Origin of the sequence: Halorubrum ezzemoulense, from assembly GCF_004126515.1 — an archaeon.
Classification (GTDB): Archaea; Halobacteriota; Halobacteria; order Halobacteriales; family Haloferacaceae; genus Halorubrum; species Halorubrum ezzemoulense.
Genome location: NZ_CP034941.1, coordinates 233,114 through 257,850, shown reverse-complemented (window position 1 = coordinate 257,850; position 24,737 = coordinate 233,114). Strand labels below are relative to the sequence as shown.

Annotated in this window: 21 protein-coding genes and 3 pseudogenes; 15 read left to right on the top strand and 9 right to left on the bottom strand. The window is 56.2% G+C overall.

The annotated features are described in order from the left end of the window. The first annotated feature begins 294 nt into the window (after positions 1-294). From EO776_RS16855 to EO776_RS16830, 6 genes and pseudogenes are all read left to right on the top strand, one after another. Positions 295-738, top strand: a complete 444-nt coding sequence (locus EO776_RS16855) for a DUF3592 domain-containing protein (protein ID WP_080508728.1) — start codon at positions 295-297, stop codon at positions 736-738. Positions 739-926: 188 nt separating this feature from the next. Continuing rightward, positions 927-1,316, top strand: a complete 390-nt coding sequence (gene tnpA, locus EO776_RS16850) for an IS200/IS605 family transposase (RefSeq protein WP_094521214.1) — start codon at positions 927-929, stop codon at positions 1,314-1,316. Between the two features lie 2 nt (positions 1,317-1,318). Then, entirely contained in the window at positions 1,319-2,473 is a 1,155-nt protein-coding gene (locus EO776_RS16845) for an RNA-guided endonuclease TnpB family protein (protein WP_094521213.1), read from the top strand. A 141-nt stretch (positions 2,474-2,614) separates the two neighbouring features. Then, positions 2,615-3,358: a hypothetical protein gene (locus tag EO776_RS16840; RefSeq protein ID WP_246041568.1), complete on the top strand. Its 744-nt coding sequence runs from the start codon at positions 2,615-2,617 to the stop codon at positions 3,356-3,358. Positions 3,359-3,536: 178 nt separating this feature from the next. Beyond that, positions 3,537-4,816 (top strand): annotated as a pseudogene (locus EO776_RS16835) (RNA-guided endonuclease InsQ/TnpB family protein). Between the two features lie 98 nt (positions 4,817-4,914). Further along, complete coding sequence (locus tag EO776_RS16830; protein WP_129452596.1) at positions 4,915-6,348, top strand: IS4 family transposase; 1,434 nt, start codon at positions 4,915-4,917, stop codon at positions 6,346-6,348. An 84-nt stretch (positions 6,349-6,432) separates the two neighbouring features. Here the strand turns inward: EO776_RS16830 and EO776_RS16825 are convergent. The 6 genes and pseudogenes from EO776_RS16825 to EO776_RS19475 all read right to left on the bottom strand — a co-directional run. Beyond that, a protein-coding gene (locus tag EO776_RS16825; protein WP_129452446.1) for an IS630 family transposase occupies positions 6,433-7,454 on the bottom strand; the annotation gives its coding sequence in 2 pieces (ribosomal slippage) (positions 6,433-6,948 and positions 6,951-7,454; 1,020 coding nt in all). A 205-nt stretch (positions 7,455-7,659) separates the two neighbouring features. Beyond that, positions 7,660-8,388 (bottom strand): DUF6498-containing protein, encoded by a 729-nt coding sequence (locus EO776_RS16820; protein ID WP_049933346.1) that lies wholly within the window; start codon positions 8,386-8,388, stop codon positions 7,660-7,662. Between the two features lie 755 nt (positions 8,389-9,143). Further along, a complete protein-coding gene (locus EO776_RS16815; protein WP_049933161.1) occupies positions 9,144-9,563 on the bottom strand; it encodes a PIN domain-containing protein in 420 nt (139 codons plus the stop codon). Next, a complete protein-coding gene (locus tag EO776_RS16810) occupies positions 9,563-9,865 on the bottom strand; it encodes an AbrB/MazE/SpoVT family DNA-binding domain-containing protein (RefSeq protein ID WP_094519215.1) in 303 nt (100 codons plus the stop codon). The genes EO776_RS16815 and EO776_RS16810 overlap by 1 nt, the downstream gene beginning before the upstream one ends. Positions 9,866-10,022: 157 nt before the next feature. Then, on the bottom strand, positions 10,023-10,304 hold the full coding sequence (locus EO776_RS16805) for a helix-turn-helix transcriptional regulator (RefSeq protein WP_049933163.1): 282 nt from the start codon (positions 10,302-10,304) through the stop codon (positions 10,023-10,025). A gap of 235 nt (positions 10,305-10,539) precedes the next feature. Further along, positions 10,540-10,724, bottom strand: a pseudogene (locus EO776_RS19475) (transcriptional regulator TbsP domain-containing protein); the annotation flags it as partial. 384 nt (positions 10,725-11,108) lie between these two features. Between EO776_RS19475 and EO776_RS16795 the strand changes: the two are divergent. Then, positions 11,109-13,172 carry an ATP-binding protein gene (locus EO776_RS16795; protein ID WP_129452595.1) on the top strand — a complete coding sequence of 688 codons (2,064 nt, stop codon included), beginning with the start codon at positions 11,109-11,111 and terminating at the stop codon, positions 13,170-13,172. Positions 13,173-13,490: 318 nt separating this feature from the next. After that, positions 13,491-13,946: a site-specific integrase gene (locus EO776_RS16790; RefSeq protein WP_217900574.1), complete on the top strand. Its 456-nt coding sequence runs from the start codon at positions 13,491-13,493 to the stop codon at positions 13,944-13,946. A gap of 636 nt (positions 13,947-14,582) precedes the next feature. Here the strand turns inward: EO776_RS16790 and EO776_RS16785 are convergent. Continuing rightward, positions 14,583-16,301 (bottom strand): sensor histidine kinase, encoded by a 1,719-nt coding sequence (locus tag EO776_RS16785; protein ID WP_129452594.1) that lies wholly within the window; start codon positions 16,299-16,301, stop codon positions 14,583-14,585. Between the two features lie 350 nt (positions 16,302-16,651). Then, entirely contained in the window at positions 16,652-16,942 is a 291-nt protein-coding gene (locus EO776_RS16780) for a hypothetical protein (RefSeq protein ID WP_145964606.1), read from the bottom strand. A gap of 65 nt (positions 16,943-17,007) precedes the next feature. Here EO776_RS16780 and EO776_RS16775 point away from each other — a divergent pair, with 65 nt between their 5' ends. The 7 genes from EO776_RS16775 to EO776_RS16745 all read left to right on the top strand — a co-directional run bounded on the left by EO776_RS16775 (position 17,008) and on the right by EO776_RS16745 (position 24,231). Next, positions 17,008-18,087: a glycerophosphodiester phosphodiesterase gene (locus EO776_RS16775; protein WP_094494855.1), complete on the top strand. Its 1,080-nt coding sequence runs from the start codon at positions 17,008-17,010 to the stop codon at positions 18,085-18,087. A gap of 535 nt (positions 18,088-18,622) precedes the next feature. After that, a complete protein-coding gene (locus EO776_RS16770; protein WP_179231094.1) occupies positions 18,623-19,837 on the top strand; it encodes an ABC transporter substrate-binding protein in 1,215 nt (404 codons plus the stop codon). A 1-nt stretch (position 19,838) separates the two neighbouring features. Then, positions 19,839-20,726: a carbohydrate ABC transporter permease gene (locus tag EO776_RS16765; RefSeq protein WP_049933170.1), complete on the top strand. Its 888-nt coding sequence runs from the start codon at positions 19,839-19,841 to the stop codon at positions 20,724-20,726. Then, on the top strand, positions 20,726-21,613 hold the full coding sequence (locus tag EO776_RS16760; RefSeq protein ID WP_049933172.1) for a carbohydrate ABC transporter permease: 888 nt from the start codon (positions 20,726-20,728) through the stop codon (positions 21,611-21,613). Before EO776_RS16765 ends, EO776_RS16760 begins: the two co-directional genes overlap by 1 nt. Beyond that, a complete protein-coding gene (locus tag EO776_RS16755) occupies positions 21,610-22,761 on the top strand; it encodes an ABC transporter ATP-binding protein (RefSeq protein WP_049933173.1) in 1,152 nt (383 codons plus the stop codon). The genes EO776_RS16760 and EO776_RS16755 overlap by 4 nt, the downstream gene beginning before the upstream one ends. Then, positions 22,758-23,429: an HAD family hydrolase gene (locus EO776_RS16750; RefSeq protein ID WP_049933176.1), complete on the top strand. Its 672-nt coding sequence runs from the start codon at positions 22,758-22,760 to the stop codon at positions 23,427-23,429. The genes EO776_RS16755 and EO776_RS16750 overlap by 4 nt, the downstream gene beginning before the upstream one ends. Positions 23,430-23,454: 25 nt before the next feature. Continuing rightward, on the top strand, positions 23,455-24,231 hold the full coding sequence (locus EO776_RS16745; RefSeq protein WP_094519864.1) for a sugar phosphate isomerase/epimerase family protein: 777 nt from the start codon (positions 23,455-23,457) through the stop codon (positions 24,229-24,231). Positions 24,232-24,317: 86 nt separating this feature from the next. Here the strand turns inward: EO776_RS16745 and EO776_RS19695 are convergent. Then, positions 24,318-24,427: pseudogene (locus EO776_RS19695) on the bottom strand (IS6 family transposase); the annotation flags it as partial. Positions 24,428-24,737: the final 310 nt, after the last annotated feature.

Sequence of the window (24,737 nt, the reverse complement as noted above, 5' to 3'; positions counted from 1 at the left end):
GTTTTCTCTCCTTTATACGGCTGTGGCGCGGTCAACAACGCCCCATCGGAATCCGTGTCATTGCCGGGTGAACCTCCGCAGTTCACCGCCCCTTGTGGTTCGGGTCGGCATCTCACCGATTCCATAGTGTACACTATAACGCCATCACAGTAGTAAAATCACGGAGAAAGGCTCTGTTGAAATCCCATTCTTCAGATATATTTTCGCCTGAAACAGCGGTTAATGAGAGCTGTATGTGTTGCGTAGTGAGAAATACGTCGAAATTACTATTCAATAGTCTAAACAATCGCCAATATGTCGAAGCTGTCTCTGATAAGTATAATACTGGGGATTGTGCTGCTCGGAGTTGCTGGATACATGGGATACTCTCAGCAACAAAGTCTCTCATCCGGGGTACAGATTGAAGCCACGGTAGAGAGCAAAGAAGTCACCATGGATTCCTCAAAAAGGGGGGACAGGTACACCCCCCACGTCACTTACAGCTACACGTACAACGGAACCGAATACACTTCCGACAACATCAGACCGGGAATAGGAACAAAAGCGTCCGACACAAGGACTGCCGCGGGAGACAGAATTGACCGGTACAATGTCGGGGAGACAACCACGGCCTATGTCGTACAAGGCTCGCCCTCGAAATCGTATCTTAAGAAACAGAGTAGCCCTCTACCACTTATATTCGGCATCTTAGGCCTATTCCTGATCGGAAGACCAGTCTACAAATCCGTCGCTTCTTAACCTCGAACCGCTCCGTTAGGGTGATGTCCTTCCGCTTGGTTGCTAAATTACAGCGGTAGCGAGGCGAAAGCCCACCCGTTCACGGGTGGGATGAAGCCGACAACTGGGAGTCTTTCCACACTCGTAGGCACGGTTGGGGTTGGATGCCTACATAACATCTTTAGGTGAGAACTTTCTATATACTGACGATGCCTCGTGGGTTCGACAGAGAACGTACCAACGTCCACAAACTCCAGTACCACTTCATCTGGTGTCCGAAGTACCGCAAATCGGTACTTGAGGGCGAGGTACGCGACCGTCTCAAAGAACTCATCGAGGAGAAAACCGACGAACTCGGTTTGGAGATACTGGAGCTGGCGATCCGCCCTGACCACGTACACCTGTTCATCACGGGCGACCCAACACTTGCCCCGAACAAGATTATGCAACAGGTCAAGGGCTACTCCTCGCACCAACTCCGTGATGAGTTTGATTTCGGCCTCCCGTCGCTGTGGACGCGCTCGTACTTCGTCTCAAGTGCGGGCGACGTATCCAGCGAGGTCATCGAGGAGTACATCGACGCCCAAGCAGGTGAGTAGCTATGAAACGGACAGTCAAAACCACGGTGCGGGTCAAACTCCACTCGCTGACCAACAGGAAGGCTGACCTGCTCGCCCGTGAGTACGAGGCGTTCCAGACGGCTGTTCACGGTGGAGACGCCGACCTGTACTCCGCGACCGACCAGCAGGCGTCGAAAGTCCAGCGACAGAAAGATCCGAACCCCGACAGTGAACAGCCTGTCGTTCTCCGCAACGACGTGTTCGACGTGTCCTACGACGAGGACACCGTTCTCTCGTCGTGGTGGGTGAAAGTCCCCGTCTACGATCCCGAGCGTGGACGGGGTCACTCCATCTGGTGCCCCGCCCACGTTCCGCACAAGGACGAACAACTCGTCCATGAGGGGGACCTTCGAGACAGCGAACTGGTGTACCGTGACGGTGACTGGTATGTACATCTCGTCGTGAAGCGGTCTGTGACCATCCAAGACGAGTACGACGACGTGCTGGCTATCGACATGGGCGCACGCTGGGTCGCTACCTGCGCGTTCCTCTCCGACCGCAAGACCACCTTCTACGGTGAGGAAGTTCGTCGTATCCGCGAACACTACAAGCAACTGCGGAAGTCCATCGGGAAAGCCAAACCCCAACAGGGACAGATGGTGGTCGAGCGTATCGGTGACGCGGAAGCGAGGAAGGTGGACGACCGTCTCCACAAGATTGCTCGGCAAATTGTGGAGGACGCCAAAGGACGGAACGCAATCATCGTCGTGGGTGACCTCGGCGGGATTCGGAAGGACAACAGCAAAGGGCGGTACGTCAACGACAAGACCCACAAGATGCCGTTCGCCCGCCTGCTCAACTACATCGAGTACAAAGCCCACGACGCAGGCATCGACGTACAGTTGGTCGAAGAATACGACACGTCGAAGACGTGCAACCGCTGTGCCTGCGAAGGCGTCCGAGCAACGCAGGGACGCTTTGAGTGTCCCGGGTGTGGGCTGGACGACAACGCCGACAAGAACGGTGCGCTGAATATTGGCAAACGAGCCTTGGGCAAGTTCTCGAAACCGCTGTCCGAGGCGGGGGCTGTACTGGCACAGCCCGAAACGCAGGTCATCGTCCACCGTGACGACGAACCTGCGAACCTCCCGCTACTCGTGGATTCAACCCCCAGTGGGGGAACCCCACGGCTTTAGCCGTGGGAGGATGTCAGTACTTCATATTCTGGCTCTAAGTCTCGCACCTGATAAGTTCCAACACGCCTCCGTGAAACGCCGAGTTTCAGATAGTGAAACGCGTCAGTACAATGTATCACATCAACACGAGATGGATCTAGCGTGACACTCAATATTGGTTCATCGCTTGCGGGAGGAATCAGCCGTGTCGCGAATCGTAACGGCTTGCTGTTGCTGGTCGCATATTTGCTGATCGGGGCTGCGTGGCAGATTCCGTTTTATAGTGCTGTCGTCACGGGGCTTGAGCAGTCAGGTACGCCGACAGGGAACGTAGCTCTCCCGGCAATCGACGCCCCGCTTGCTGTTTCCGTGAGCGCAGCTATTCTCCTGTTGCTGGGGCTTCAATGGCTCACGATTGTCACGATTCGAACGTTTGTCGGCGGTCATACACAGGAAATTCCGTCAGAGTACTACACGCGAAACATTGTGCCGGTCCTCCTGAACTCGCTTGTTGGGGGGCTCATATACGCGGTTCTCATGCTCGTCGGGTCAGTGCTCTTTGTTATTCCTGGAATCATCGCATACGTTGCGTTCATCTTTACGCTCGTGTACGTCGCGGTAGAGGACAAGAACTTCATCGCCGGTTTTCGGAATAGCTGGCAGCTAACACGCGGTCATTGGCTGCGGCTGTTCGGATTATTATTAGTAGTTGTCGCTGGGATTGGGCTCATCTCAGGTGTGTTAACAGCCATGACATCGTTAGTGGTCGGTGCCATTGCCGGGGAAGGAATAGGAATCCTGCTGTCTGGTGTTGTCGGACTCCCGTTTTCGCTACTCATCCTTGCGACCCTAGCAGAAGCGTTCACCCAACTGCGAGAGAGTCAAAAAGAGATGGTGACATCGTAGATTGTATCGACGGTAATCGCAGTGGTACGGTTACGGAGAATTGAGGAGAAAGCCTCGCGTTTTAGCGCGGGGATGAATCCGACACTACCCTTCACAGTCCACCGTTCGATGGCACGGCTGGATATTCCACGCTGAGCAAATACATAGCTTCAAGCAAGTTAGTCTACATAGGTTACGTATAGCGAAACAGGTCGTTACCCGCACCTATACTGCTTCCATACGGAACCAGTCTCGGGTGTAAGACGACCTTGATTCGCTCGGGTTCGCCGCCTCGAAACTCTGGAACGTCGGACGGTGGACGTGTAGTCGGATCTGGGATGAAATCGGTCACATTCCCAACCACAACGAACTCACCACGTACCTCAAAACCCACGAACGCTATGATGACCTGTATTCGCAGTCAAGTCAGCGAGTCCTTCAAGAACTCGCTGAGGCGTTCAACGACTGGTACGGCAAACGACGTAACGGAGACACGAGAGCGAACCCGCCCGGCTACCGTAAACACGGCGACGAACACCCGCGTTCCACAGTCACGTTCAAGCAGAAAGGCTTCAAACTCGACACCCAGTACAACCGCGTCCGACTCTCAAAAGGATCGAACCTGAAAGAGTACTGGTCGGATTTTGTCCTGTGTACGTACCAAACTCGCCCCGACGTTGACCTCTCCGCCGTGGAGAACGTCCAACAAACCAAGATTGTGTGGACGGGCGACGAATGGGAACTACACTTCGTCTGTAAGGTCGAGGTCGACGTGGATGAAGCCCCGGTGAGAAGACGGTGGGTGTTGGTCTCGGTATTAACAACTTTGCCGCGCTCGCGTATGAAGACGGTCACAGCGAGCTGTACCCGCTGAACTGCTTGAAACAGGACGACTACTACTTCAGCAAGCGAATCGCTCTGTGTGACGACTCGAATTCCGATCAGGCCACCGGGCTGAACCAGAAGAAGTCGGCTCGCCGTACCCACTACTTCCACACACTCTCGAAACGTATCGTCCAGCGGTGTGTTGACGAGGAAGTTGGAACTATCGTGGTGGGAGATCTCTCTGGCATCCGTGAGGATGAGGAGAACGCCGAGTCAAAGGACTGGGGCATACACGGGAATCTTGATCTACACTCGTGGGCGTTCGACCGTTTCACAGACCTTCTCGAATACAAAGCCGAAATGGAAGGTATTACGGTTGAACAAGTGTCTGAGCGGGATACCTCGAAGTCGTGTTCGTGCCGTGGTCGGAAGCGTGACGCAAACCGTGTTGAACGCGGACTGTATGTCTGCGATGAGTGCGGGACTGTGGCGAACGCGGACGTGAACGGTGCTGAGAACATTCGGCAGAAAGTATCTCCAAGTCCCGCCACGGATGGCGGTGATAGGAGTAACGGCTGGTTGGCACAGCCATCGACGTTCTTGTTTGACAAAGAAACTGGTGCGTTTGTACCTCAAGAACAGGTCACGTCGTAAACCACAATATCCCAACCCAGCGGTGCGGTGCCGTGGGAATCCTCGCCCTTCAGCGCTGTCTCTTACCCATAAGTTCTAATGCCGCAGCTGACGGACTAATGCCGGAAGATGGGCACCGTTCACGGAGTTGGCGACCAGAACTTGACGAAGATGGACAGCTGCGTGACATGGATGTCTCTGGGTGGATTCGAACGGAGTTTCGATCAGCCGAGTTTGGAGATAAACGTCTCACTGACCGTCTGGTACAGATTGGGGATGAACTCGGCAGCTCGCCTGCCGAGTCCATCCCAGCATCCTGTGAGAATTGGCCGTCCACAAAGGCTACGTACCGATTCTGCGATAATGATCGTGTGACCCCTGGCGAGATCCTCTCCGCTCATAAACAAGCACAGCACTCGCGAGTGCGTGGCGGAGACGAGCTACTGGTCGTCTCCGACACCACATACCTCACCTACCCACGTCATCCGGCGAAAGATGGACTCGGCGACATTAGCTCTGAAGATATTGATGTTGAAGGAGTCAAACTACACTCGTCAATCGGAGTCTGTCCCGACACGCACCGAATGACCGGGGTCATCGACCAGCAGGCGCTGGTCGAGGACCAACAGACAAACGTCGACTACATCACAAACGGCAAAAACGACCCAATCGACGTTGAAACCCAGTACGAGAAATGGCTGCGTGGAGACAGAGCAGCTCTTGAATGGATTCCTGACGATATCCGTCCGATTTTTGTCCACGACAGGGGCGGCGACGCGTTTTCGTTGTTCGAAGAATTTGGCCGAGAGCGTGACGACACTGGCTTTATCCTCCGAGCGAATCAGAATCGGCGTATCTGGACTGAAGGCGGTGATGCTGGAAAACTATACGAGTGGAGTAGCGACCTCGCCGAGCGAGGTCGCGACTCAATTGAGATTCAACAAGGCGGTGGACGCGAGGCTCGGACAGCAGAAGTGTCGATTACAACAGCCACTTGCGAGATTCGTGCGCCGAAAAACAATCCCGGACAAGAGGGCTCAGTCGAGATCAATGTGGTGAGAGTGGACGAAGTCAGTGAGGCAGACGATCCGATTCAGTGGGTGCTACTCACCACTGAATCGGTCGAGACGTTCGATGATGCCTTGACCATCATCGAGTACTACAGCCTTCGATGGCGGATTGAAGACTGGCACAAAGTGCTGAAGAGTGGCTGTGAGATCGAAGAAAGACAGCTTCAGACGTGGGAGCGTATGGAAGTCTTGCTGAGCGTCTACTCAGTGATCGCGTGGAAGGTGCTAGAGTTACGGGAACTAGCACGGGGGAAGGACTCGCTTGCGCCAGAAACCTTGTTAAGCGACGCTGAACGCGCAGTTCTGGAAACAAAATTTCCAGAACTGAGCGGCAAGAGCGGCAAAGCGTACGCGGTACATGTAGCGAAACTTGGAGGGTATCTTGACCGAGGATCTGATCCACCGCCGGGCTGGCAGACGATGTGGAAAGGGCTTCAGAAGCTCCGCATGTGGGCAGAAGGCTACAAACTGGGTGCTGAATGAGCGCCGAGCCGCTCATTCAGCGAAATTCCTCATAAATTCAGTTTCTGCTCAGCGATACGGTCTATCCATCCTCTAGAATCATACTCACGGACATAAATACGTAAACACATCTGGGATTTCGACCCGGTCGAGTGCAGAGAGAGCAGCCTCACGGAGATCGTCGAGTGTGTCAAACAGGCGGTTCCCAAGTTCTTGATCAAGTTGTCTCCAACACTCTTCCGCGGGGTTCAGCTCCGGTGAACCCCGCGGTAGGTAACAGAGTTCTATCGGTGTACCTTCAGCAAACTCTTGGACCTTGTTCGCCGTGAAATACGAGGCGTTGTCCAAAACGACGCAAATCTTCTCGCCGAATTCAGTCTGAAGTGCGTCGAGAAGTCGAATCGTCGTGTCGCTGTTAAAATTCCCTGCACACGGCAGGAAGAACGTCTCACCGCCATCGCTGACTGCACCAAGCAACTTGATGCTATCCCACGCGCCCGTCACCGGCAGTGACGGGCGCTCCCCTTCCGGAAACCACGCATAAATCAACGTCGAGAGAACCTGTCTCGTCTGATCGATGGTCAGGATCGTGTATTCGTCGTCCAGGTCGTTGCGCTTTTTTTGAAGCCTTCTTTCCAAGCTTCTTGGGCTCTTTCGTCGGATTTGTAGAACTCCGGCCGGGCTGTCTTCCAGGACAGCCCGGCCTCAGACATCAATCTCCGGACGTGCCGCTCACAGTACTCAACGTCAAACTCTTCGGCGAGATAGTGACGAGCTAGTGGAACAGACCACGCGGGCGCGTCTAATCCTACTTCCTCGGGCGATTCGTGAAGTACCTTGACGAACCGCTTGTGCTGTTCATCAGAGAGTTCGGTTGGTCTGCCTTCGCGCGGATCGTCGTAGGCGACTTGCTCGACCGGCTCATCAGCGAGCCGGTCGAGCCGGCCAACCCACCGAGACAACCATGGACCGGTGTATCCGTATCGTTCAGCAACCTCCGCCATCGTTGCATCGTCTTCTTCAAGATAGTTGATCACCGCCATTAGCCGCTGTGTCGGCTTTTTATCTTCGACCTCCGCGAGAGCGTCGCGGAGGTCGTCAAGAGTGGCGGCGTCAAGCGTGGACATACTCGCTAATCACACTCTAACCTAAAGAATATTTAGCTGACAGTATCAATGAATCGGCGTCACTAATGATCTCTTCCTGACCGATTTTTAAATATCAGGCTGTATCTGGTTGATTTTTCTCGACAGTATTGACTTATGGGTAAGAGACAGCCCTTCAGCGCGGGGAGGATGTCAATTGCTGAAGAGTTCCACAAGGCCGCACTCTTCAATTAAAACTCACCTCAAAATCGTCTGTCTGAGGATCCAAGCTTCCTATCCACGCCCGAATAAATCCCATTGGGATCAGATATACCAGTAATGTAGGCAATGAGCTGAGGTCGCTATCGATTGTGAATGCGATACCGGCTAAAACCAACGTCACGGGGGCGAGTACGTATACAAATATCAAGTACAATTCAGTGAGTGGGGCGTACACAAACGCCAGCGGGTCTGTCGGTGATTTCTGTTTGTATGATTGCTCAGCAACAAAGTGCCGCCAAACACGGCTCAGCTGAAACAGCACGATGCCAGCGATCGCGAGGCCGACTGACGCGGGTAGGTCCGAACCAAGACTGTATCTGGAGGCAACAGAGCGGATTATAACGCCGACAATCACGGCATTGAAAACAACTTTGGACCAGACAAATTTGATATTTCGGCAGTATACTGGTGGGAACAAGCCAATCAGCTGACGTGGGGTCGGGTCGGTGTCCCACATGTCTCCGTCCCGACCGTCTACTGGTTTCGGAGTAAACAACGCAATAGGAAAAAAGAAGAGCTGGATAATCGCTACCTCGATGAGATACACCAGTGCGATCTCAACGAGGTTCCACTGAAACACGACCACTCCAACAATGAGTCCAAAATTCAGTATGAGCCCAAGGAAAAAGTCGCTAGACTCTCCCAGTTCTCTGAACGTGGTATCAACAACCGATGTCCAGCTGCGTTCACCCATTTGCTAGTTGGTTTGTTTTCACACGTTCATGCTTATTTTCATTTCCAAACAGAATCTGCTAGCTAAGGTCTGTGGCCAGCACGTTTGGTGAAATAAGACGCGACTCCGGTGTCGCCTCGCCCCAGCAAACCCAATTCGATACAACCACTATTACCGGTCGAAACTGAGCAACATTGAACGACCCGACGATGAGTGAAGATATTATATAGATCAAGGAGAATACCTGCGGCTTCAGCCGCAGGATGAATCCGACAACTCGGAGTCAATCTACACTACAATAGCCACACTGAGATTTGGCAATCCGCATCTTAAAGTGACAGGCAATCCCACGTATAGATAGGAATCAGACTGGGAACAGAGCGACTCCCGTTAGTCCTACGATGGCGGCCTGTCCGCCCCAAGCAATGAGACAGTAATCGGAACCAGTTGGGTGAACGGTCGGTTCTTATAATGAACCGATACAGTGCCCGACTGCTGTACGCACCACAGAAAGTAACTCCAAGTCCAGCGAAGTCTGCCGGACTCCCCGAGGCAAAAACAACTCCGGGAGTCCGAACACGATAGAGGATAGGAGTACCGGGGGCTTGGCACTCCCAGCAGTCCCACCCGTCACAGTCCGTGAACCCCACACGGATTCTCACCGTGTCGGAGTTCGGTGGAACTGTAAACCTGAAATCTCCAACGCTCAGGATTCCTCCGCGTTTACGCGGAGGAGGATGTCAAAGGTCACAGACAAGCCAGATCTTCGAACGGGCCTACGCGGAACCGTCGCGGAACCGTTCGATCGGGATATCGGAGACGTCATCATAATCGTCGTCACCGCCAACGAAGAGCGTCGCGTCAACATGTTCAGCCGTTGCCAGCGCGAACGAGTCGCCAAGCGCAGGATTATACTTGAGCGTATACTCCGAGGCGTCCGTCCAAGTATCGGCGACATCTACCGTTTTGATACCGAGATTAGTCAGCCAGTCGAGATACTCGTCGGCTGTGTCGCGGTCGTACTTTCGGGCGATTGTGTACCGGATCTCAGCGAAATTCACGTAGCTGGCGTAGCCGACGGTGTCCTCGACTGCGACCGCGTCGAGATACTCTTCTACAACCTCGCTGCCTAGTTCATCGTCGGCGTGTGCTATCAGCGGCTCAGCGCCGAAGACAACGCGGTCAGGAGCCGACATTATTCTTCAGTTGAGAACTGCGAGTCACGTTCATTCCGGTCCTGGTCGCGTTTCTCTTCGAGAATCTCGGACGCAGGCTTGTCTGTACTCGCTTCGCTACGGGCGGCAAAGCCGCGCATCTCGCTCGGTGAGCGGACCTGTTCAACGATCACCTCTCCATCTTCGGTTTCCCGGAACAACACCTTCCCAGGCGCTTCGATCCCGAGCTTTTCGCGGAACCGTTTTGGGATGGTCGCCTGGCCGTGCTTAGTGACGGCGACAATCTCTTTTTCAGAGTCATTTGATTGTTCTGACTTGCTCATAGTTCATAATTAGATCTCAATCATAATCAAATTTTCTTTTTATTGATAAATGGTTGTTACTCCTCTGTCGGATGTTTTTGTCGAGTTCGAGGTGTGGTTCGGCTTTTGAGGAACGCGAAATACTAGAGTCAAACAGTCCTCGAACGCAGCGGTTCGATTACCCGTTGTGGTCAATATATCCGGCTTCCCATTCAGTCCGAGCTTCGATCTCTCTCGTGCCCCGGCGAGTAGTGCTGTACTCGTTGGTCCGTCGGTCCCGCTGGCTTTTTTCGATGAGTCCCTTCTCAACGAGCGTGTCGAGGTTGGGATAGAGCCGCCCATGATGGATTTCCTTTTCGTAGTAGTCCTCGAGCTCGTCTTTGATCGCAAGTCCGTGGGGGTCATCACGTCCGGCAACGACGTACAGCAGGTCGCGCTGAAAGCCAGTGAGATCGTACATATCGCAATTTTCGCATTCGAGTTTTGAAGTACTACTGATTTGGTGACTGCGTGTCATAGAATACGTTTCAAACCCTCTAGGCAGTGATTTTGACTGCTTCATCTCACGCTTGAGTCGGAGGAGCACCGTATTTTCGTCTCCATAGTCGGGCTATCGTGGGGCGGATGCTACAGCAGAGACAGGATCCCGGTGGAGAGTGTTTTCAGGTCTGCTGTCGCGAGCTTTCGGTTGCGATAAGGCGAAGTCGGGGGCAACCGATATTTATTGGGACTTTTTCAGTCTCGATGCGGCCAGCATCTTCGAGTGCTGATTTGGCCCGTTAGAAGGTCGCTTTCGAAGCGATATCCGTATCCTCTCCCCATTTGAGATGTCGTGGAGGAGGACCTTGTTACGGGCTGCGAGGATGAGCATGATCTCGACGATACTTGGTATTCGTTGCTGTTGGAAATCTCTTCAGCGTGTGTGAGGACTTCGTTCAGTTCGTCAGCGGCGCCGCCGCTAATCTCTTCTCGGAGCGTCTCTTTACTACTGTGAGGAGAGGTGTCTGAAGGTGATGCTGCTCGACAGCCTCGAATCTGGGGTCGAACTCGCCGTAGACTGATGAGACCAGTTCGGGATCCGAACTCGAGATACTGTGCTTCCCAGAAGGGCTCCGAGAAGAGATTTCAATAATTTATTAGATATTAGTTCGATATCAGATCAGATAATTCGGCCATAGGTTATTATATATACACCATCAAACACACATATATTGATGGGTGTCCCAATATCAGAAAGTCACAAGCGTAGGGTATTCACCGCGTGATGGCTGGAGTGTTGACGACACCAGCGGGTATCGCATATATTAGTCTATTTTTTATTAGTGGCATCATCTGTTTTGCGGCTATTCCGCGTGCGAGGATGATCTCCGACGCCGACATCCGTCGTGGCTTGGTCGGAATGCTCGTAGCGACGGGAATCTGGGGAATATTCAAAACGGGATACTTTCTTGTGCCGGATCCACTCAAGGAGCCCGCGTATATTATTGGACTCGTGTTCGGATTCGGGACCGTTTGGGCGTGGTTGTACTTCGCATCCGCTTATAGCGGCCGGCAACTACATCAGAACTCAAGTATACGTCTCCTCAGTACCGGCGTGTTTCTCACCGTGGTAACCGTGAAGGTTACCAATCCGTTACACGGCCTCTATTTTACAATCAGTGAAGCTACCACGCCTTTTCGCTATTTGGCGATCAACCACGGTATAGTCCACTGGATAGCAACTGGGTTCTCGTATGTGCTCGCAGCCGTCGGCCTATTCATGATATTCGAAGTATATATGAAGTCGGAGTATGACTCACGGCTGCTGGCTGGCATGACCGGCCTCCTCGGCTTACCTGTTATCTTTGATCTCATCGCTATTACGACACCGACGTTGATTGAGTTCATTTACGCGCCGGTTGGGGTAGCAGGGTTCGCGGTCGGAGCAGTGTTCCTGTTCGGCGATCGGCTCCTAGCAGTCGGCGCGGCCTCCCAAGCCGGCAACTTGACCCTGATCGTCGACGACGATGGTCGGATCAAAGACTACTCAGCCGCGATGGTAGACTCGTTTCCGGATCTTGGTGGATCAGTCGGCGAGAGCCTCGAAGATGTGTTTCCGGAACTCCGTGCGGCCCAGAACGGGACAAAAAACGTCGTCACGCAGAATAACGGCACTCAGCCGAGCCACTACCTCGTGTCGTCACAATCAATGGGTGTCGGGGGATCAGAGACAGATGTTTTGACTCTCAATGACATTTCAGAACGCGAGCGGCAGCGTCAGCAACTGCTAAAGCGAGAACGCGAACTCGACCAACGCAACGAGCTCTACCGGGCCATTCTGGCTGCGAGCTTCTCGTTCGTGTTCCGAATCGACATCGAGATGCGATTCAATTACGTGTCCGAGTCGGCCGAATCATTCGTGGGATACGAGCCTGAGGAGTTGACTGGCGAGCACATATCAGTACTTGCCGCAGATGACGAGAGCCTCACAACAGCAGTGGAGCGTCTCGACGAGGTCACAAATGGCCAGACGGCTCAGATACGCGACCACCCTATCGTGACACAGTCGGGTCGCACCACTTACATCGACATGCGGCTCGTTCCAATTTACGACCCTTCTGTGAGCCGCGACAAGCGGACGGCCGACGACGTCACAGAAGTCCAAGTGATGGTTCAAGACGCGAGCCAGCGACGAAAGCGCGAGGGCCTGATCAGCGTATTAAATCGCGTGTTACGACATAATGTTCGGAACGAACTGACGGTGATTAATGGCCGTGCCGAACTGCTCGCAAACGAGCTTGACGGAGGTGCTAAATCGAGCGCTGAGACGATCGTTCAGGCTGGTGAACGCCTGTTGGACATTGCTGAGTCAGCGCGACAGATCGAAGAGAACCGGGAGGTCTCGCCGGAACTTCAAGCAGTCGATATTATTCCGACCGTCAGCGATACGATCGAAAGACTCGAACAGCGGCACCCGGAAGTGGGAGTGACAACCGAGCTACCAGACACTGCGGTCGCCGAAACTTTACCACGGATCGGGACGGCCATGTGGGAGTTGCTCGAAAACGTTGCGGAGCACACCGGCTCGGACCCGGTCGTCAAGATAACTGTAATCAAGCGTAATGACTCAGTTGTGCTGACCATCGCGGACGAGGGGCCTGGAATCCCGAAAGAAGAAGAAGAAGTTCTGGTTAAAGGAAAAGAGCAACCATTAGTCCATGGCCAAGGACTCGGTCTCTATCTCGCGTATTGGATCGTCGTCACGGTAGGGGCGGACATCGAAGTGTCCGGATCTGAATCAGGGACAACCATCCAGATCCACCTCCCAACCCCTACGGACTCCTCATAAAATATTCTCGACTGTTTAGCTTTATTAAATCATATTATCAAATCCGAGAAATATACTGCGGCTTTAGCTGTAGGATGATCCGGTGTGTCACCTCGCAAAGCCTACTATGCGACTTGACGACTATCCCAAACGAGACGGGAAGCGGGTCTGGCTCAGCCAGAGCGACGAGAACGACGAGGTCGCAGCGTTCATCGACGAGGCGAAGTCCCCAGAGCAGGAAATCGCGTTTCGGCTCGGCGTTCAGGCCGGACTCCGTCGCGAGGAGATCGCCAGCGTCACTGGCAACGACTTCACGTACGCCCCGACGGCTCCCTCCGCGTGTGGAACGACTACCCGAAGCGCGGGCAGTACCGCGAGACGCCGATTCCAAACGAACTCGCCAGTTCCGTCCGGACGCTCTCATACGAACGCGACCCCGATGAGCCGATCGTCGACGTCGAGCCGAACTCAATCTATCGCTGGGTGAAGCGCGCCGGCGAACGCCGGTACGCGGCGACTGGCGACGAGGGGTGGACTCTCCTCGACGTTCACGATCTCCGTCGGACCTGGGGTGGTCATCTGCTGTGGAACTGTGGTGCTCTTCCTGCCGTCGTGATGAGTTGGGGCGGCTGGGAAGACTGGGAGACGTTCAGAAGCCACTATCTCGGAATGATGAGCCCGGCAGCTGCGGAACGCGAGCGCGAGAAGATCTCGTTCGTCCCGGGGACCGTCGAGTCCGACCCGGGTGCGGATCAGGTTTTCGAGCCGACAGTTCAGTCGCGTTCTTTGTACTGATTTATACGCCTAATGGTGGGCCAATTCGGCTCTGCTGAAATATTCAGCGAGTGATATATTTTGACCCAGTCGCGGTCAGTACAGGCAATTCACGGGTCGCACAGCAGAGGATATCAATGGAGTGATTTGTTCTCCAAGACCAGTAGATATATTTTTGAATGTTAAAAGTTGAGAGTATGGATTTCGAAAGAACAGCAGATCTCGTTATGACTGTTCTTCCGCTCCCTGTTGCGCTCTGGATGGGACTTACTGGGAACCTAGTCAGCGTGCTTGGGCTTCTCTCGTTCAGTACGATTGCCCTCTTACGCCGTCGCTCCACAAGAGTCCGACAGTGGACGAATCAGCATCAGTGGTTGTTTTTGACAATTCTAACACCGATCGCAGTGGCCACGACGTTAGACGCGATGCGTTGAAGCGATCAGTACGCAGCTCTCATCGACCATTTGTTTCATATAATATTATGTCTGAAGAATATGATTCCAACAGAGCCGCCAATTTGTAAATGGCTCTTGCCCAACCTGGCGAAATAACTATTCGATATGTGATATAGGCTGCTACTGACTGCTGAATATAGTGCGTGAAGTCAGCACCCACCTAGCGTCAACCTCACACTGAGACGTCCGCGTCGGTCGACTATCAACTGACATATTTTCGGGCAAGTTTGTCTGAGGATGGGGCCAAGCTTGTTACAAGAGACCCCGGGGTGCGCTGATCGGGCCAACTGCTCTCTATGCGTGCCTGTAAAATAGTAGTCTCTGACTCACCAGTTGAAGATGCGTCAAAGACCGTAATTGTGACGGTGGTGCCGTTTGATGTGTCGAAAGAGACGGTACCGTCAAGAGTGCGGACGGCCCAGGTAAGTTGCCACAATCCCAGACCCGTGCCGTGTTGTAGTGCTGTCTCAGTGCTGGTTTCGAGCGCAGATAGTTCCGACTCGGGAATCCCCGGGCCATCATCGGTGACCTGGATTTCGTATCCGTCAGGCGTCTGCCGGAGAGACGTTGTCACGTTCGTAGCGTGTGTGACCGCATTGTCGACGGCGCTTTCTATAGCCGCTTCGAGGGCGGCACCGTCTGTCGAGATCATCAACGAGTCGGGTGCTTCGACAGCGACCAAGGAGTCGTAGGCGGCCACAGTGCCGCGGAGCAGCTCGGCGACATCGACGGCGACGTTTTCGTGCGTCTCTGAGAGAAGTCGGTCGATCGTCCGCGCGCGGTTACTCATGTGTGTGATGCGATCGGTCGCCTCAGTTGCGGCGTCCGCGTGGTCGTTATCGATGGCCTCGAGATGAGCGTTGACGACATCGATTTGATTACGTAGGTTGTGCCGCAGAACCCTGTTAAGCACCGCGAGTCGTTCTTTGCGAAGTTCTCGTTCGGTCACTTCTCGGAGGCTGATCACGGTACCCAACTGCTGGTCATGCTGGTCGAGTACCGTCGACACCTGCGGGTCAAACTTCGCTGACGTACCCTCAACATTGAGTTCGAGCGTCTCGGTTGCTCGCAGCCCGTCCACACTCGTTCCGACGGTATCTTCGACGGTAACGGTGCCGGTAGACGGGTCGGAGTCCCCCGACGCAGTGCGCGCACTCTCGTTTGCTCGCACCACGCGGTGCTCGTCATCCGCTATTAGCACCAAGTCGTCTGTCTCGTCTACGACATCCCGTTCGCCGACGACGCCGACGGCAGGGGATTTTTTGAACGCGTCGAACCGAAACACCGCGAGTCCAAGCCCACCCACCGCGCCGAGAGAGCCAAGCACATAGGCGGCCCCTCCCGCTGCTTGACCGAGTTGAGCAATATACGGAATATTGCTCCAGAACAGCCACATCGCCGCTGGTGCCACAGCAAAGGCAATTCCTTGCCATGCTGTTAGGTGGTCATACCGACGTGTCGCCCGCACCACCAGCACGATCCCGGCTACAGCCAGCGTCACTGCGTAATAACGGGTAGTAATTCCAAGGAGCCCGAGAACCTGCGTTGGCACTAGTGATACTCCGGTTAGTAGACCCTGTAGAGTAAGCACCAAAAGCGGAAACGCAATCAGCGCACCCGTCTTGAGCGAAAGCGAGACGAACCGTCCCGTGTACCGAAGTGCAAACATAGCCCACAAAGCGGCGGGGAGGATCCAGACAACTGCCAGCCACCGCCCGACCGCACCCCCAAAGTCGGTCACTGAGATAAGATCGGTGAGGATGCCGACACTGACGAGTCCGAGACCGACCCCGATCAGCGCAGTGTATCCTGTGAACCACGCAGCCCCTGGTTCGTTGTAACGGTGAGCGACCGTCGCACTGATAGCCGAGATACCCACTGCGTTCCCGATAGATATTGCTGCGGCGATTCCAACGATCATGAGGCATCATACATTCTCGCCTGCTAATAATGTGAAGCGTTCCGGTACAGGATATACAAATTATATTGACCGATTGACTGGGCCGCCGTCCTGACGAGAGCCAGCACGAGACTTGCGCCCTGTATTCATCACGGAATATTCTATCAATTTGCGAATAGTAGTGTTTCACTGAGTTCGGGAAGAGGCTTGTAGATTTGATTTTACTGTTCAGAAAACCCCGTTTCCTGAACGGTTAGGCTTGGGGACACCTGTTTACTTCTCGTTGAGTTTCAAGATAATTCCCAAATTTGAGTGGTAGTGTGATGTGGTGTGTTTCAGTATTCTACTTCCACTCGCGTCGAATGTATGCTTCACGGGCCCGCAGCCGGACCGGTGGAGACCGTCGTGCTCGTGACCGCGGTCGCGGCCGCGCTCGGACCCTCCTGGACATCGGCTTCGCCCCGACGTCGACCGCCGCACCGATCCTCGTGGTTTCCAGCCTCACCGTCGGCATGCGCCTCGGCGAACGCGTGAGCGAACGACTCCAGCGCGAGGTCGTTCACGCCCTCTTCGCGATCGTCGGGAGCCGGCTGATCCTCGGTGGTGCGAGAGTCGCCTAGCCGGTACCGCTGGTCGCCGACGAGCCCTATCGACACGCACACAATGATATAGACGCCTCATGATACGACATACCAGCCGCTATATCCGATTCGCGAGACATCCCCATATGGCTCGCCATCTTCCAGAACTGTTCGCAGTCGAGACGCGACAACCGACGCACCGCCGTCGGGTGCTCAAGAGCACCGTTGGTATCACAACAGCGGGTGCGCTCGGGGCCGTGTACACCGACGGTGGGGTGGAACCCGAGGGCACTAACGAGACGAGTGACGCAACAGCCACGCAACGTCGGGACAGCGGGGCCGGTCCGGCAGACGCCACTCCACCCGGTGAACTCACGCTCATCGCGCACCGTGGCTTCGCGGGAGAGAACCCAGAAAACACCGTCACCGCTGCTCAAGCGGCGGCAAGCGAGAGCAGATCGACGGATGACGAGGGAACGACGACCCGCCAAGCCGATGTTATCGAGATCGACGTCGTTCCGACAGCCGACGACGACGTCGTCGTGTTTCACGACAACAACTTAGCAGGACGCAACGGCGGTGAGCGCGGACTCACGGACGAGACGGGCGTCGTCTGGGAAACCGAGACGATGACCGTCACTGGTGCGGAGGTACTCCGGAGCGGCGACACGGTACCGCGCCTGTCAACGCTCCTCGAAGCCGTCCCTCCCGAGGTCGGAGTCAACGTAGAATTGAAAAACCCCGGCCGGTACGACCTGCGGTTCGACGAGAAACTCTCTCCGGACGCGCTTGCTGACCGCAGAGTTGCTTGGCAGCCATTCGTAGACCGAGTTGTCGACATACTCGACGCTCACGACAACGAGTTTCTTTGTTCGTCATTCTGTGAGGGTGCGCTGGCCGCGACGCGCGACACGTCATCGTATCCGGTCGCTCCTATCGTCTACGAGTCGGTTGGCGACGGACTCGCTATCGCTCGGGCACACGACGCCGCAGCGGTCCACGCTCCGATGAAGGTAATATTCGGAACTCCGTTCCACGATCCGGCGGTCACCGCCGGCGTGGACCTCGTCGCCGAGGCGCACGCGGACGGACGTGAGGTGAACGTGTGGACAGTCGATACGTGGTATCAGGCCAGTCGGCTTGCCGCCGCCGGCGTCGACGGCATCGCCGCCGACTACTCCGGTCTGCTCCCCGCTTCCGGTGAGACGTCTGCCGGAGACACGTAGTCCTGAGCACGACGCGAGCGGCCGGTCGACGGAGACCAGGTGTGAGCGCGCCGACGCGGCCCCACTTCTGTTAGCGGCGTCCTTCGATCGACTCTTGTTCGTCCGCCGTCGATTCTCGTCGATTAAGTCTTCGTGGTCACGACGAGTCAGTGTGTGGCGGTGTCGATGAGGTCGTCTCAGCGATATTTCTCAAAATACCCCAGAACTCTCTGGATCGGTATGTACAGGTACGTATTGAGGCCGAAGTAATTGTAGCAGTGCTTACCATTCACTACTAATCATTTCAAATATTATAAAATCTTAATATGAAACTAATATACCTCGATATGTGGTCAATTCGAACGGCTCACACAGTGGTCGGCGTAGATTTCTTCAAACAACCGGTGCGGCCACAGTCGGCCTTGCTTCCGCTGGATGTCTAGGAGCAACATCAGGGGGTTCAGACGGCGCTGATGGCTCGGACGGCTCGTCCAGTTCCACGAATAGTGCGAGCTCCGAAAGCAGCGGTGAGACGACTATCACTTGGTGGCACGCGATGGGGGGAAACCTCGGCGAAACGGTCGACGCGCTCGCGGCCGATTTCAATGAGCAGTCCTCCGGTGTGACGGTCGAAACAAGCTACAAGGGAAGCTATGACGAGACGCTGAACGCGGTCACCTCAGCGATCGGCGCAGGCGAAGCGCCGGAGCTGGCACAGATCGTCGACCTCGGGAGTCGCCTCGCGATCGACAGCGGTGCGTTCGTCCCGATGGAGGAGGCGCTTCCGAGCGACCGGATCGACTGGTCAGACTTTCAGGACCCAGTCATCGACTACTACTCGTTCGACGACACTGTGTATTCGATGCCGTTCAACTCCTCGAACCCGATCTTCTACTACAACAAGGACATGTTCGAGGAGGCCGGGCTCAATCCCGAATCGCCGCCATCGACGTTAGCCGAGATCCGTGAGGTGAGCGAGACGATCGTCGATCAGGGGATCGCGGAGCAGGGAATCACCTTCGCTAACGTCTCATGGTTCCCTGAGCAGTGGTTCGCGGAAGCGAACGTCCCGCTTGTGAACGAAGAGAACGGTCGTGCGGGGGACCCGACTGAAATCAACCTGGATACCGACACGGCTGACCGGGTGTTTGGCTGGTGGGCCGACATGCATGCCGACGGCCTGTACAATCATGCCGGCGTCGGCAACTGGGGCGCGGCACAACAAGCGTTCCTCAACGGACAGACGGCGATGTGGATCTCGTCCACGGCCGGCGTTGCTTCGGCGACGGCGGGAGCCGAAGAGAACGGATTCGAACTCGGGACGGGGTACTACCCGACGGTCGGCGACACACGCACCGGCGTCGTAATCGGGGGCGCATCGCTGTGGATGACCCGCGGTCTGTCCGAAGAAAAACGGCAGGGACTCACCGACTTCCTCCTCTGGCTGGCCGAGCCAGAGCAGCAGGCGTTCTGGCACCAGAACACCGGCTACTTCCCGATCAGTGACAGCGCCGTCGAGTACCTCGAAGAAGACGGCTGGTTCGACGAGAACCCCAACTTCCAGACCGCGTTCGACCAGCTTCAGGAGACGGAACAGACCGTCGCGACACAGGGCTGGCAAGCCGGACCCGCCTCGGAAGTCCGAACGATAATTCAGGACGGTTACGTCAGCATGATCAACTCTGACGTCACCGTCGAGTCGAAACTCGAGGAGATGAAGACGGAGGCCGACGACGTTCTCCAGAGCTACATCCAGAGCAAAGGCAACTGAAATGGGCGTACACGAGAACACGTACGATAGTTCGCTGGGGGCGTACCTCCTGCTACTACCGACACTGGCGGCGATCATCGCGTTCCTGTACTACCCGTCGCTACAGACGCTCCGGTTCAGCTTCTTCCAGACGTTTCTGTTCGGTCAGAACACCCGGTTCGTCGGACTGACGAACTTCACCGACCTGTTGGGGTCGCAGGTGTACCTCACGAGCGTCGGACTAACAATGGCGTTCGCGGTGATCGTCGTTATCGGATCGCTCGCTGTCGGCCTCCTGGTCGCGTTCCTGTTGTACGAGGTCAGCGACGGAAAGGCCGCGTACCTGATCGCCGCGATTTGGCCGTACGCACTACCGACAGCCGTCGCAGGAACGGTCCTGCTGTTCCTCGCGCACCCGAGCGTTGGTATCTACACGCACTACCTTGAGGCATGGTTCGGCATCGAACTCGACTGGTTCACCGTCGGGTGGCAGGGGTTCGCCGTCGTCACGGTGGCGGCGATCTGGAAACAGGTCGGGTACAACGTGATATTCATGCTCGCCGCATTGAACAACGTGCCTGAGTCGCTCAACGAGGCGTGTCGGCTCGACGGAATCGAAACGTGGCGTCGACTGGTGCGCGTGTACCTTCCGCTCATGTCGCCCACGTTGGTGTTCTTGGTCGTGATCAACACGATCTACGCGTTTTTCGGCAGCTTCGCCCTGATCGACCTAATGACGCAGGGGGGACCGACGAACGCCACCAACCTGATGATATATCAGTTGTACCGTGACGCCTTCCAGTTCAACAACCTCGGTCTCGCATCCGCGCAGTCCGTGATCCTGTTCGTGCTCGTGGCGGGACTCACGTTCGTCCAACTGCGCGTCTCAGACCGCTACGCACACTACTAATGTCACTCGACACTAACGACATCGCGACTGACGTTCGAGAGCGCGGACCGCTGTCGGCGATAGCCGACACACAGGTACTCCCGGCGCAGTGGCGCGTCCATCTCGGCCTCATCACTTCCGTCTTAGTGATGGCCTCGCCGCTCCTGCTCGCGTTCGTAATGAGTACCCAGACCGTTCCCGAAGTGTACGACATCACCGACATCAGTGTTGGCACCGACGGGCTGGCAAACTACGCCGAGGTGTTCACCAGGTACGGAATGGCATCGTACATGTTCAACTCCTTAGTGATGTCTATCGTTGTCACCGTCGCGAAGATCGCCGTGAGCCTCCTCGCCGCGGTCGCGCTCGTTTTCTACGACTTCCGGTTCAAGAACGCGATCTTCTTTCTGATCCTGTTCACGCTGATGTTCCCCGTTCCGGTACGAATCGTCCCCCTATACGAGATGATGGCCGCACTGGGGTGGACGAACACGCTGTTGGCGCTTACCGGCCCGTACGTCGCGAGCGCGACCGCTGTGTTCCTCCTCCGCCAGCACTTCATGTCGATCCCCGATTCGCTCGTCGAGTCGGCCAAAGTCGACGGCGTCGGTCCGCTCCGCTTCCTCTGGAAAGTACTGATCCCGATGTCTCGGGGGATGATAAGCGGTCTCAGCGTGATCACGTTCATCTACGCGTGGAACCAGTACCTGTGGCCGCTGATCGTCGTCTCTGATCAGAGCAAACAGGTCGTACAGGTCGGCATGAAATACCTCCAGTCGGTTGGCAACGCCGGCCAGACTGACTGGGGGCTCATCATGGCGGGCGCCGTGTTGACGCTGTTGCCGCCGCTGCTGGCGCTCATCGTCTTCCGAGGCCCGCTGCTGGAAACCTTCGGACTATCAGAATGACCGGAATCACAACGACAGACCTGGTGAAGCGCTTCGAAGATGTCACCGCCGTTGGCGGTGTCGACCTCAACGTCAAAGACGGCGAGTTCCTCGTCTTGGTCGGTCCGTCGGGGTGCGGGAAGTCGACTACGCTCCGACTGCTCGCGGGCCTCGAGTCTCCGACGAAAGGTTCCATCGAGATCGCCGACGAGGTCGTGACGACCGTATCGCCCGCCGCGCGCGACGTCGCAATGGTGTTCCAGAACTACGCGCTGTACCCGCATATGACCGCTCGAGAGAACATGACGTTCGGTCTCGGAACGGCCACCGAGTTCACCGACGACGAGGTGGCAGAGCGGGTCGCAGACGCGGCCGAGATCCTCGACATCGAAGACCTCCTCGACAGGACTCCGTCAGCGCTTTCGGGGGGCGAACAACAGCGTGTGGCCATCGGACGAGCGCTTGTTCGCGATCCGGAGGTGTTCCTAATGGACGAGCCGCTCAGCAACCTCGACGCGAAACTCCGCGTCCAGATGCGTGCCGAACTCGCCGAGCTCCACGAGCAGCTTCGCACGACGACGCTGTACGTCACACACGACCAGGTCGAAGCGATGACGCTCGGCGATCGGGTCGCGGTCATGTACGACGGCGAGATTCAGCAGGTCGCACCGCCACAGCGGCTGTACGATGCGCCGGCGACTCGGTTTGTCGCCGAGTTCATCGGTAGTCCGGGTATGAACACCGTCGAGGGAGTGCTCGAACGGCGTGGAGATTCCGTCCACGTGACGTGGGGCGAGAACAGCGTTCCGTTGCCGAGTCCGGTCTCCGACTCTGTGACATCTCACGCGGGAGACCGTGTGGTTCTGGGGGTCCGGCCCGAGGACCTGTCACAAGAGATGAACGGCCCGCTCAGCATGGATGTCACCGTCACCGAACCGCTCGGTGATTCGCTGTTGACCCGGGGCACAGTCGGTGACACCGAGATGGAAGTGAGCCTTCCGCCGCGGTCGGCGGTCGAAGTCGGTGACGTGCTGTCGTTGACCGCCGATCCCGAACGGCTCCACTTGTTTGACCCCGAGGCCGGGGGCGCGTTCTATCACTCCGCCGAGAACGTCGCCTCGGAGTCGACCGACCAGCCCGCGCACGAGGCCCAGTGGAACACGACATGAGTCGGGTCGAAACGCAGTACAACGCGATCGTCTTCGACAACGACGGCGTCCTCACCTATCCGACGGACGAGTCGGTCCTGACGGAAGCGTCGCAGCGGGCGTTCGCGGCGTTCGATGTCGACCCGACACCGAGCGACGTCCGGTCGCTCGTCGACGATCTCTCGGTGGAAACGGTGCGCAGGCTTGCCAAGCGGTACGAAGTTGACGCTGACGCGTTCTGGCGTCGTCACGAGACGGAACGCACAGCCCGCCAGTTGGCGGCGATCCGAGACGGTGAGAAGCCGCTCTACGACGATGTCGAGACGCTCGCCGATCTCGCGGTCCCGACGGCGATCGTGAGCAACAACCAGCACGCGACAATCGAACACATCGTCGCGGAGTTCGGTCTGGAGGCGATGTTCGAAGCGTACTACGGTCGAGAGCCGTCGCTTCGCGGACTGGAACGTCGCAAGCCGGACCCGTCGTATCTTGAGGCGGCGCTCGACGAGTTGGGCGTCGAATCGGCGTTGTACGTCGGTGACAGCCGTGTCGACGTGGCGGCGGCTCGCGCGGCTGGCGTCGACGCCGCGTTCGTGAACCGACCGCATCGCCGCGGGTATCGTCTCGATATCCGGCCGACGTATCGCCTCGATAGCCTCGCCGAGCTCGCGAGCCTTCCCACGAAGTAATTCACGGTCCGCTACCCAAATCAATATGAATCCACGAATCGGTTTCGTCACCGCAGTCGCATCGGAACTGGAACCGCAGTTGCGCTTCGCCGGGGACGGCGAGTTCGACTACGTCGAGATACTCATGGACGGGCCTCACAGCCGCGAGCGTCTCACGTCGAATTGCGGGACGATTCGGCAGATACTGGACGATCACGGCCTCGGCCTACTCGTTCACCTTCCGTTCCCGACAGACATCGGATCGCCTTACGAGTCCGTCCGCAGCGGTGCCGTCGAAACGCAGTCGGCCTGTATCGATGCCGCGGCCGAACTGGGGGCAGAAAAGGCCGTTCTCCACCCAGAGTCCTCCGCATGGTCAGTCGCGTGGGACGACGCGGAGCTCCGCGAGTACATCAACGAATCAGTCAGCAAACTGAACGCGTACGGTAACTCACGTCACGTCGAAATCTGTGCCGAGAACATATTCGGAAGCCCGTACACTATCGAACACATCGACGGATTGCTCGCCGCGACGGACACCTCGCTGACGCTCGATACGGGCCACGCTCGGGTAACCGGTCACGACCCGACGGAGACAGCCGCGTTCGTCGCTGACCACGCCGACCGCATCTCGCACGTTCACCTGAACGACACCCGTCGGCCGGCGGACGAACACCTCCCGTTCGGTGCCGGGAACCTCGACTTCGGGCCTATCTTCGAGGCGTTCCCCACCGACTGGCACGGGACGCTCTCGCTGGAAGTCGGGACGCAGTCACTCGACTACCTCCGTGAGTCGCGCTCTCAGTTGGAGCGGTATCTCTAGACATCATTGAGAATATCTCATCGGTTGAAGTTTTTAATAGAGCCTGAATCCTACACGCACACGGGGTTCAGGGTTGAGGCCTCGCGTTAAGTTTGACGTGGATTGTGGTAGACGGCGAAGGCTTCGAGCCAGTTTTGAGCGGTCTCTAACGCGCATTGCTGAAACTATTCGCAAACGATGATGTTCGTCGTTCTATCCCAGCCATATCAATCAACTTCTGACTGTGCTCCGAGACTGTTTCAGCGGTGTTCACAACATCGGGGCCAGTTGTCTGTTGTTCAATCAGCTCTGTACTCCACTTCACAACGCTCATCGTATTCTTTATGTTATAGAGGCTAGAAGGTGAATACACCCGCTTTCAGGCGGGTGATGAAGCCGACATAGTGGGAAGCAATCCACTAGCCGAACGTCTGTACCGAGTTTCACAGACAGAGATTTAACTGACAGGCCGCTCTATGGAGAGCTAGGAATCGGTCGGAACGGAGCGGATTCCGAACCGTCCTTCG

Coding starts and splice junctions, on each gene's coding strand:
- EO776_RS16755 (WP_049933173.1), top strand. CDS start 21,610: ATGACCGGAATCACAACGACAGACCTGGTGAAGCGCTTCGAAGATGTC.
- tnpA (WP_094521214.1), top strand. CDS start 927: ATGCCTCGTGGGTTCGACAGAGAACGTACCAACGTCCACAAACTCCAG.
- EO776_RS16845 (WP_094521213.1), top strand. CDS start 1,319: ATGAAACGGACAGTCAAAACCACGGTGCGGGTCAAACTCCACTCGCTG.
- EO776_RS16760 (WP_049933172.1), top strand. CDS start 20,726: ATGTCACTCGACACTAACGACATCGCGACTGACGTTCGAGAGCGCGGA.
- EO776_RS16750 (WP_049933176.1), top strand. CDS start 22,758: ATGAGTCGGGTCGAAACGCAGTACAACGCGATCGTCTTCGACAACGAC.
- EO776_RS16785 (WP_129452594.1), bottom strand. CDS start 16,301: ATGATCGTTGGAATCGCCGCAGCAATATCTATCGGGAACGCAGTGGGT.
- EO776_RS16830 (WP_129452596.1), top strand. CDS start 4,915: ATGCCGGAAGATGGGCACCGTTCACGGAGTTGGCGACCAGAACTTGAC.
- EO776_RS16805 (WP_049933163.1), bottom strand. CDS start 10,304: ATGTACGATCTCACTGGCTTTCAGCGCGACCTGCTGTACGTCGTTGCC.
- EO776_RS16820 (WP_049933346.1), bottom strand. CDS start 8,388: ATGGGTGAACGCAGCTGGACATCGGTTGTTGATACCACGTTCAGAGAA.
- EO776_RS16775 (WP_094494855.1), top strand. CDS start 17,008: ATGGCTCGCCATCTTCCAGAACTGTTCGCAGTCGAGACGCGACAACCG.
- EO776_RS16810 (WP_094519215.1), bottom strand. CDS start 9,865: ATGAGCAAGTCAGAACAATCAAATGACTCTGAAAAAGAGATTGTCGCC.
- EO776_RS16855 (WP_080508728.1), top strand. CDS start 295: ATGTCGAAGCTGTCTCTGATAAGTATAATACTGGGGATTGTGCTGCTC.
- EO776_RS16795 (WP_129452595.1), top strand. CDS start 11,109: ATGGCTGGAGTGTTGACGACACCAGCGGGTATCGCATATATTAGTCTA.
- EO776_RS16765 (WP_049933170.1), top strand. CDS start 19,839: ATGGGCGTACACGAGAACACGTACGATAGTTCGCTGGGGGCGTACCTC.
- EO776_RS16745 (WP_094519864.1), top strand. CDS start 23,455: ATGAATCCACGAATCGGTTTCGTCACCGCAGTCGCATCGGAACTGGAA.
- EO776_RS16815 (WP_049933161.1), bottom strand. CDS start 9,563: ATGTCGGCTCCTGACCGCGTTGTCTTCGGCGCTGAGCCGCTGATAGCA.
- EO776_RS16770 (WP_179231094.1), top strand. CDS start 18,623: ATGGGGGGAAACCTCGGCGAAACGGTCGACGCGCTCGCGGCCGATTTC.